Origin of the sequence: Streptomyces sp. NPDC005408 (assembly GCF_040606445.1) — a bacterium.
In the GTDB taxonomy this organism is placed as follows: Bacteria; Actinomycetota; Actinomycetes; order Streptomycetales; family Streptomycetaceae; genus Streptomyces.
In genome coordinates this window covers 1-9,059 of record NZ_JBEXEX010000105.1, presented here as the reverse complement: position 1 = coordinate 9,059, position 9,059 = coordinate 1, and the positions used below count along the sequence as shown (strand labels likewise).

8 protein-coding genes and 1 pseudogene are annotated in these 9,059 nt (G+C 68.1%); 3 read left to right on the top strand and 6 right to left on the bottom strand.

Annotated features, from left to right (window positions below; translation table 11 throughout):
* The 4 genes from ABZS64_RS38665 to ABZS64_RS38650 form a co-directional block, all read right to left on the bottom strand.
* The coding region (locus ABZS64_RS38665; RefSeq protein ID WP_355839809.1) for a hypothetical protein at positions 1–401 on the bottom strand (401 nt) is incomplete at its 3' end.
* Positions 398–1,141 (bottom strand): succinate dehydrogenase iron-sulfur subunit, encoded by a 744-nt coding sequence (sdhB, locus tag ABZS64_RS38660; protein WP_355839807.1) that lies wholly within the window; start codon positions 1,139–1,141, stop codon positions 398–400. The genes sdhB and ABZS64_RS38665, both read right to left, overlap by 4 nt.
* A 2-nt stretch (positions 1,142–1,143) precedes the next feature.
* Positions 1,144–2,892: a fumarate reductase (quinol) flavoprotein subunit gene (gene frdA / locus ABZS64_RS38655; protein ID WP_355839805.1), complete on the bottom strand. Its 1,749-nt coding sequence runs from the start codon at positions 2,890–2,892 to the stop codon at positions 1,144–1,146.
* 2 nt (positions 2,893–2,894) lie between these two features.
* Entirely contained in the window at positions 2,895–3,212 is a 318-nt protein-coding gene (locus tag ABZS64_RS38650) for a hypothetical protein (RefSeq protein ID WP_355839803.1), read from the bottom strand.
* A gap of 760 nt (positions 3,213–3,972) precedes the next feature.
* Between ABZS64_RS38650 and ABZS64_RS38645 the strand changes: the two genes are divergently transcribed.
* The gene (locus tag ABZS64_RS38645; protein WP_355839801.1) at positions 3,973–4,191 is read left to right on the top strand and encodes a hypothetical protein; all 219 of its coding nucleotides are present in this window, start codon (positions 3,973–3,975) and stop codon (positions 4,189–4,191) included.
* A gap of 121 nt (positions 4,192–4,312) precedes the next feature.
* On the top strand, positions 4,313–4,768 hold the full coding sequence (locus ABZS64_RS38640) for an archease (RefSeq protein WP_355839799.1): 456 nt from the start codon (positions 4,313–4,315) through the stop codon (positions 4,766–4,768).
* Between the two features lie 10 nt (positions 4,769–4,778).
* Here the strand turns inward: ABZS64_RS38640 and ABZS64_RS38635 are convergent, their stop codons facing one another.
* On the bottom strand, positions 4,779–6,191 hold the full coding sequence (locus ABZS64_RS38635; protein WP_355839797.1) for an RtcB family protein: 1,413 nt from the start codon (positions 6,189–6,191) through the stop codon (positions 4,779–4,781).
* A gap of 730 nt (positions 6,192–6,921) precedes the next feature.
* Here ABZS64_RS38635 and ABZS64_RS38630 point away from each other — a divergent pair.
* A complete protein-coding gene (locus ABZS64_RS38630) occupies positions 6,922–8,577 on the top strand; it encodes a ubiquinol-cytochrome c reductase cytochrome b subunit (RefSeq protein WP_355839795.1) in 1,656 nt (551 codons plus the stop codon).
* Positions 8,578–8,607: 30 nt separating this feature from the next.
* On the opposite strand, the pseudogene ABZS64_RS38625 reads toward ABZS64_RS38630, so the two are convergent.
* Positions 8,608–9,059: pseudogene (locus ABZS64_RS38625) on the bottom strand (RNA-guided endonuclease TnpB family protein); the annotation flags it as partial.

The window sequence follows — 9,059 nt, the reverse complement described above, 5'->3', positions numbered from 1 at the left end:
TACCCCTCCAGGATGAGCCACGCCGTCCCCGCCGACAGCAGTGCCCACAACAGGTAGTGCAGCGCAATGATCAATCCAGGCCGCACGCGTCGGCCGCGCAGCCGCACCACCATGGCCCGCGGCGCCAGGCCGAACCATGTAAGGGTGTGCAGCAGTACGAACAGCAGGGCGATCGCGTTCAGCAAGATCACCCACCAGGTGGCGCTCCAGTCCTGGAACCGCTCGTACTCGCCCGGTCCTTCGGCGACTGCACCGGCCAGGAGAAGAAGGAACACCACGAACCACGCGACGAAGACGCTGGTGAGCTCCCGCAGGACGAAGGCGAGGTAGGAGCGTCGTCCCAGCCACCAGAAGATCGGGACCGGCTTGCGGTACAGCGCCGGTCGTGGCGTCTGGCTCATCGCGCCCCCCGTGGCCAAAGGAGATCCTTGAGCGACTGTGTGGCCGCCGTGAGCTTGTAGCGCTGGATGGATCCGGCCGGGTCGACGCCTTTGGGGCAAGCGCTCGTGCACTCGCCGACCAAGGTGCAGGCCCAGACGCCCGCGGCGGAGTTGAGGACGTCCCGCCGGTCGGCGGCTCCCTCGTCACGCGAGTCGAGGTTGTAGCGCTGCGCGAGAGCGATCGCCGCCGGACCGATGAAGTCGGAGTCGAGCGCGTACACGGGGCAGGCCGCGTAGCAGAGCATGCAGTTGATGCACATGCTGTACTGCTTGTACTCGTCCATCTCCTGAGGCGTCTGCAGATAGGCGCCGTCGTCGAGCGGCTTGTCCTCGGTGCGGATGATCCAGGGTTGGACCTCGGTCAGTTTGTTCATGAAGTCGCCGATCTCAACGACGAGATCGCGGATGACGGGAAAGTTGCCCAGCGGTTCGACGCGCACCGGTCCCGGCGCGGAGTCGGTCAAGAAGGCGGAACAGGTCAGCTGGGGCTCGCCGTTGACGGTCATACCGCAGCTGCCGCAGATGCCCATCCGGCACGACCAGCGGTAGGAGAGCGTGCCGTCCAGATGGTCCTTGATGTGATTGAGCCCGTCGAGGACCGTCCATTCCTTGCGCAGCGGCACCTCGTAGGACTGCCAGGTCGGCTCGGTCTCCTGTTCCGGCCGGTAGCGGGAGACCTGGAGGGTGATCCGGTCCTTCATGACTACTGCCTCCCGTAGACGCGTTCCCCGGGCGACCAGCGGGTGACGGTCACCGGTGGGTACTCCACCCGCGCGGTGCCGTCGGGTTCACGGTGGATGAGCGAATGGGCCAGGTACCGCCGGTCGTCCCGCGCGGGGAAGTCGGTGCGCTGGTGCGCGCCCCGTGACTCCTCTCGGCGCAGCGCACAGTGGACGATGCTCTCGGCCACGTCGAGCATGCACGACAGCTCCAGCAGAGAGACCAGTTCGGTGTTGAACGTACGGCTGTGATCGTCGACGGCCGCACGGCCGAACCGCTCGCGCAGGTGCAGCAGCGTCTCGGCCGCCTCGGTCAGGGAGGCCCTGTCCCGGTAGATCCCGGCGCCGCGCTCCATGGTGTCCTGCATCTCGGTGCGGAGGTCGGCGATGCGCTCCCGGCCCTCCGCGTGATGCTCCGCCTCGCGCTCCAGGCGGCGGTGCTCGTCGCGGGCCTGCGCCAGGACGGCGGCGCTGGGGCCGGATCCGGCCGAGGCACTGGCGTATTCGGCTGCAGCGCGGCCGGCGCGGGCGCCGAAGACCAGCAGCTCCGGGAGGGAGTTGGAGCCCAGCCGGTTGGCGCCGTTGATACTGACGCACGCCACCTCACCTGCGGCGTACAGGCCGCCCAGTGCGGTGGCGCCCTCGCTGTCGGTGTCGATGCCGCCCATCATGTAATGGACCACGGGCCGCACCGGAATGAGCTCCTTGACGGGGTCGATGTTCTGGTACCTCAGGCACAGTTCCCGTACGAAGGGCAGCTTGGTGTCGATGAGTTCGGCGCCCAGATGGCGCAGGTCCAGGTGGACGACAGGGCCATGCGGCGTCGGGATGGTCCTGCCCTTGTCGAGTTCGTGCACGAACGCCTGCGACAACCGGTCCCGGGGCCCCAGCTCCATGCTGCGCAGCACCGGCACCGGTTCGGGCTTGCCGAGATCGTAGTCCTGCAGATAGCGGTAGCCGTCCTTGTTGAGCAGCCGGCCGCCCTCCGCGCGTGCGGCCTCTGTGATCAGGATTCCGGTGAAGGGCAGACCGGTGGGGTGGTACTGGACGAACTCCATGTCCTTCAGAGGTGCCCCGGCCCGGTAGGCGAGGGCCATGCCGTCGCCGGTCTTGATGTTGGCGTTGGTGGTGAACGGGTAGACCCGGCCGCAGCCGCCGGTGCACATGATGACGGCGCTCGCGGTGATGGTCTCGACCCGGCCGGTGGCCAGCTCGACCGCCACCACACCGCGAACCTTCCCGTCGTCGACCAGCAAGGTGCTGACGAACCATTCGTCGTACCTCACGATGTCCCGGTAGGACAGCGCGGTCTGGAACAGGGTGTGCAGGAGGTGGAATCCGGTCTTGTCGGCCGCATACCAGGTGCGCATCTTCTTCATGCCGCCGAAGGCCCGTACCGCGATTCGCCCGTCCGGCCGGCGGCTCCACGGACAGCCCCAGTGCTCGAGACGGAGCAGTTCGCGTGGGGCCTCGCGTACGAAGGCCTCGACGGCGTCCTGGTCGCACAGCCAGTCCCCGCCGGACACGGTGTCATAGGCGTGCTCGTCCAGGCTGTCGTCGTCTCCGGCGACCGCGGCAGCGCCGCCCTCGGCGGAGACCGTATGGCTGCGCATCGGGTAGACCTTCGAGATGACCGCCACACTCAGACGGGGATCGGCCTCCGCGACGGCGATGGCCGCACGCAGCCCGGCGCCTCCCCCGCCGATCACCACGACATCATGGGCAGCAGTCATCGTCATGCCTCGTGCTCGGCGCTGTGCTCGTCCTGCAGGACCGTGCCATCGTGGTGAACCGCCTTGACCCGCACACTGCCGTCGTGGAACTCATGGCGGATCGCACGGCAGCCGCATGAGTAGGTCACCTCGTCGATGAACAACCCGGTGGCGTCGTCCTCCTGGTAGCGCAGCCCGTCGACGATGCGGCCGCACGGGGCCCGTTCCTCGGTGAAGTCAATGGTGTTGCCGACCACGCCGACCTCCTCGACGGCTGCTGCCCGGCCGCCTGCACCATCACGGTCCGTAGCCGCAGACGCATCCTCGGCATCGGGTGACACCCATAGTGATCGTAACGCCGGGAGACCGCCCCCGCAGGCCGGACGCTCACCGGCGACGAGCCCGACGTCGTGGCCCGCTTCAGCGAGCCCGTACGCACGCCGTTCGCCGGGCCGGCAAGCTCGCCGGGTCCGTCGTGGCCGCTCAGGGAGGAAGTAGAACCTACGCCGTTCGAGAGATACCCCCCATCGCCTGCCATGTCCGGTCCGGCCGATCCAGGCTTCGGCGGCTTACCGCCCCGCGGAGGCGGCCCGCCGGCCGGTGAGCCACCGGGCGCGGGCGGCAGGATCGGCGCGAGACTGCGCGGCTCCGCCAGGACGAGCCGTGGTTCGCGGCAGCGTTCGCGGCCTTGAAAGCGATCGTGCCGGCAACGCAACGGACGACAGCCAGCAGGCCATCGCGCCGTTCTCCTGCGGCCGCTGGGACGATCGGAGCAGACCCATCAGGCTGCTGACGTTGAGCAGAAGAACATGGAGGTCCTGACCGCCTTCGGCGCCGAAGGCGCTTTCGACCCGAAAGCCACACAACGAGTTGCCTGGTGTCCAGATTGAGCGCGATCCATTACGCGCCAGGCGCTCGGTACTGTACTTGCTCAGCCTTGCGCAGGGCATCCATTGATCGCCAACGCAACCGCTGCCACAGAAACGTTGTTGAGAGCTTCCCACAGGGTGTACCCGTCATGTGTGCCGAAGGCGTAGGGCATCGACTCCAGCGGACGGTCGTGGATGTGCGCCGCACATACTGACGCGAGAGGCTGGAAGCATGACCGACCACGAGGGGACTCCGATCGTCGTCTCTGGCATCACCCCTGGCGATCCACCGTTCCGCTTTGTCCAGATCAACGGGAAACCGGTGGGGGTCGCGCACAACATGGTGGATGTGATCCGGCTCGCGTACCAAGCGGGGCTGAAGGATGTGGATCTCGACGATCCGGCGCTCGTGAGGTGGGTCGGAGGCGACAAGTACCGCTGGACCCCCTGATTGCCTCACCGGCCTGTGGACGTGTCAGTCTGCGGAGCGATCGGTCCGCAGACTCCAGGAGTGAGCGTGCCAGTCTGCATTCGGGCACGAAACAGCCGCTTTGAACGGGCAGGCGCTCGGCATGGTGGGTGAGACGGACAACGACGGGCGGGTGCACCGCCGGAGAGAGCGCGGGCATCGGTCCGTGCCGCACACGGCCGACCTGCGCATCGAGGCGTGGGGAACGAGCCGGGAGCAGTGCCTGGTCGAGGCAGTGCTCGGGATGGTGGAGTGCTTCGCGGACATATCCGGGGTGCGGGCGACAGCCGTCCGGCAGGTGCTGGTGGCCGAGGCCGGCGACGACGAGCTGCTCGCCGGACTGCTGGACGAGGTCATCTTCCGGCTGGAAGTCCACGGTGAGGTACCCGTGGACCTCGAAGCTGAGACGAACGACCACGGCCTGAACGTGCGGCTGGCAGTGACCGATGTGGCGACGACCCGGATCACCGGCGCCGTGCCGAAAGCTGTCTCCTGGAGCGAGTTGCGCCTGGCCCCCGACCCGTACGGATGGTCGTGCGCGGTGACAGTCGATGTGTGATGCGGCGCCGCTACCCTTTCACCACGCCGAGCGGGACGAGGCGGACCACCTTGCGGCACAGCCCCGCGCCCTCGCTCGCCTCCACCACCGCGGAGACGTCCTTGTACGCCTCCGGAGCCTCCTCGGCCAGTCCCTGCAAGGACGACCCGCGCACCACAATCCCACGCGCCTCCAGCCGGGACCGCAGCTCCCTGCCGCGCACCACACGGACGGCCGCGTGCCGGCTCAGCACCCGGCCGGCCCCGTGGCAAGTCGAGTGGAATGCGTCCCCGCCGGGGACTCCGGTCAGGACGTACGAGGCGGTGCCCATGGTGCCGGGGATGAGCACCGGCTGGCCGGCCTCACGCAGATCCTCGGGCAGGTCGGGGTGGCCGGGCGGCAGCGCCCGGGTGGCCCCCTTGCGGTGGACGCACAGAGTGCGTGGCTTTCCGTTCACCATGTGCGTCTCGATCTTGGCCAGGTTGTGGGAAACGTCGTACACCAGCGTCAGCCCGGCGCCCGCCTCGCGCCGGAAGATGCGACGGGCCACCTCCCCCAGCAGCTGGCGGTTGGCGCGCCCGTAGTTGGCCGCAGCGGCCATCGCGCCGAGGTACGCCCTGCCTTCCGGTGAGTCGACAGGCGCGCAGGCGAGCTGCCGGTCGGGAACCTTGATGCCGTACCGCGACATCGCCCTGTCCATCGCCCGCACATGGTCGGTGCAGACCTGATGCCCCAGACCGCGGGAGCCGCAGTGGATCATCACGCAGACCTGGCCGAGTGCGAGGCCGAAGGCAGCGGCGACCGGCTCGTCGTAGACCTCGGCGACCTCCTGCACCTCCAGGAAGTGGTTGCCCCCGCCCAGGCTGCCGACCTGCCCGAGCCCTCGCTGCAGCGCCCGCTCGCTGACCTGCGTCACGTCCGCCTCGGGCACCGCCCCACGGTCCTCGCAGCGCCGTAGGTCACCCGGCTCGCCATGCCCCTCCTCCACCGCGTACCGGGATCCGCCCTCCAGCACCCGCTTGAGACGACCGGTGCTGCTCAGATGCCAGGCCGCTCCCGGCCCGGCACCGCGCGGGGTATCCCGGCCCAGTCCGTCCATCAGCGCGGACAGCCCAGGCTCCAGCGCCCTGCGGTCGCAGTCGGCGGCCAGCAGCCGCACACCGCATGAGATGTCGAAGCCGACTCCGCCTGGGGAGACCACGCCGCCCTGCTCGATGTCCGTGGCGGCCACGCCGCCGATAGGGAAGCCGTAGCCCCAGTGGATGTCCGGCATCGCGTACGAAGCACCGACGATGCCCGGCAGCGTCGCCACATTGACGACCTGCTCCAGCGACTTCTCGGCATCCCGCAGAAGCTCACGGGACGCGAACACCACCCCGGGCACGCGCATCTCCCGCTGCGGATCGATGCGCAAGCGGTAGGGCCGCTCCTCCACGAGTTCCATCGCAGCCTCCTCGACGCAAGGCCTTGTACCCCCGCCCCCGACGCAAGGCCTTGTACCCCCGCCCCCGACGCCCCGCGCTCTCACCCGACCGGGTCGACATCGGGACGGCCCGCGGGCCACGCCGGCTCCGGAGGGCGACCACGATCCCCGGTGGGGCTAGTTCTGCTTTCCGCTGCAGAGGCGCGATGGCGGTACTTCGATGATTCATGTATGCCCGCTTTGGCGCCTCCAGCGGCACGATCGGGGCATCGCCATGGGCTCGTACCCACCACAGCCGGTCCCAGTCCTCGTCGTACGCGTCCACGAGCAGGCAGACGGCCGGGTTGGCGGCGACATTTCGCAGCCGCTTCAGCAGGACCGGACCGCTGCCGCGCTTCATGCGCATCCATGTACGGCACGGTGGGCTCCTGTCCCCCACGGACGCGCATGACCGGACCTACCGGTACGCCGACGCCGCTCCCCCACCTCGTCCAAAGTGCGCAGCTTCTGGTGCTCCGGCAAGGCTGGCATACAGATGCGCACCCCCGCGGGGAACGGCACCCGCCGGCCTGTCAGTGGGCCGGCCCCTGGGTCCGCGACCCGGATGGACCACGTAGCGATGCCGGCCTCCCGGGGCTCACGTGAGGGATGTGCGGCTGACAGCGATTGGGGCCGCGGACAGCGGGTTATCCATGAACGGCGAACCAGCGCTCGACGGCGCGTGGTCACGGGATCGCCGGGAGAGTGGTGCATGCTCCTTCAGAAGCGCAGGGCGCAGTTGAGGGCCAAGACTGGGGAGGCCGCCACCAGCGGGTTCCGGGCGGCGGACGGTCGACTGCCCGTCGCCGAACTGGCCAGGCAGCTGTTGCGCAAGGCCTTCCCCGACCACTGGTCCTTCCTGCTCGGTGAAGTGGCCCTTTACTCCTTCGTGGTGCTATTGCTGACCGGCACGTATCTCACGCTCTTCTTCGACCCGAGCATGGTGGAGAGCGTCTATACCGGTCCCTTCGAGCCGCTGCTGGGACAGCGCATGACGCAGGCCTACTCCACGACCCTCTACATCAGCTTTGACGTGCGCGGCGGCCTGCTGATCCGTCAGATCCACCACTGGGCGGCCTTGGTGTTCGTCGCTGCGATCACGGTCCATATGCTGCGGATCTTCTTCACGGGCGCCTTCCGCAAGCCCCGAGAGGCCAACTGGATCATTGGCGTGACCCTGTTTCTCCTCGCACTCCTCGAAGGCTTCGCGGGCTACTCACTGCCCGACGACCTGCTGTCCGCCACAGGCCTGCGGACGGCGGCCACCATCGTCGGCTCCATCCCGATCATCGGGACGAACCTGGAGATGGCTGTCTTCGGCGGACAGTTCCCAGGGAACGTCATCCTTCCCCGCCTGTACATCGTGCACGTCCTACTCGTTCCCGGCCTCCTTGTGGCTCTGATCACCGCGCACCTCATCCTGATCGTCTATCTCAAGCACACACAGTGGGGCGCCCAGGGAAAAACCAACAGGAACGTCATCGGCCAGCCGATGTTCCCTCAGTTCACTGCGAAGACAACCGGGTTCCTCTTCCTCGTCTTCGGCTGGCTGACGATTCTCGGCGCACTCGCCCAGATCAACCCCGTATGGAACTACGGCCCCTACCGGGCCGACCAGGTCTCCGGTGGCGCACAGCCTGACTGGTATGTCGGCTTCCTTGAGGGAGCGATGCGACTCATGCCCCCCTGGGAAACCAACATTGCGGGCCACACCATCATGTGGAATGTGTTCATTCCGACCGTGGTTCTGCCCGGCGTCGTGTTCACCGTGCTCTTCCTCTACCCATTCTTCGAGAAGTGGGTGACCGGCGACCGCCGCGAACACCATCTGTGCGACCGGCCCCGCAACCGCCCGACCCGCACCGGACTCGGCGTGGCGGCCATCGTCTTCTACGCGGTCCTCCTCCTGGCCGGCGGCAACGACCTCATCGCCTTTTCGTTCAAGGTGTCGGTCAACACCATGACCTGGGCCCTCCGCATCGCGCTGGTGGTGGCTCCGCTGCTGGCATTCGCTGCGACCAAGCGCCTCTGTCTCGCTCTTCAGATGCGCGACCGGCGCCGGCTGACCGAGGGAGAGGAGACCGGGAAGGTGACGCAGTCGCCCTACGGCGGACTTTCGGTAGGCCACCGCGCCCTCACCCCCACCGCCCGCTACCGTCTGCTGCTGCGGGAGATCCCCGAGCCCATGGACCTCCCCGCCGAAGGCCCGGTCTCGCGCCGGCGGCGGCTCAAAACCCTTCTGAGCAGCTGGTTCTACCGCGATCACGTCGAGCTGCCTGCCACGGACGAGCAGCGAGCCACGATCGCGCAAAGGACAGCCCCGCCACCTGAGCCGGTGGACGACCACCACGACAGACAGCCAGGTTGACTTCCTCCCCCGTCTGCAGGCGGGGGATTCCTACGGCTCGCGCCGTGGGGGTTTCTGCTTCGTCGCCACTGCCCCGTCCGGGAGGACTCCCGTTGAGGTCTTGCACCCGCTCCACAGACAGACACCACCAGTCCGGCGGCCAGAAGGTTCTTCGCGGCGTTCACGTCCCGGTCGTGGACCGTGCCGCAGGCGCACGTCCAGGTACGGACGCTGAGCGGCATCCTCTCGGCGAGGGTGCCGCAGTGGGAGCACTGCTTGGACGAGGGGAAGAAGCGGTCTACCGCGATCAGTTCCCGCCCGTACCAGGCGGCCTTGTACTCCAGCATGCTCCGGAGGTCCGACCATGCCGCGTCGCTGATGGCGCGGGCCAGGCTCCGGTTTTTGACCATGTTGCGGACGGTCAGGTCCTCGATCACGAGCGTTTGGTTTTCACGCACGAGTCGAGTCGAGAGTTTGTGCAGGTGGTCGCGTCTGCGGTCGGC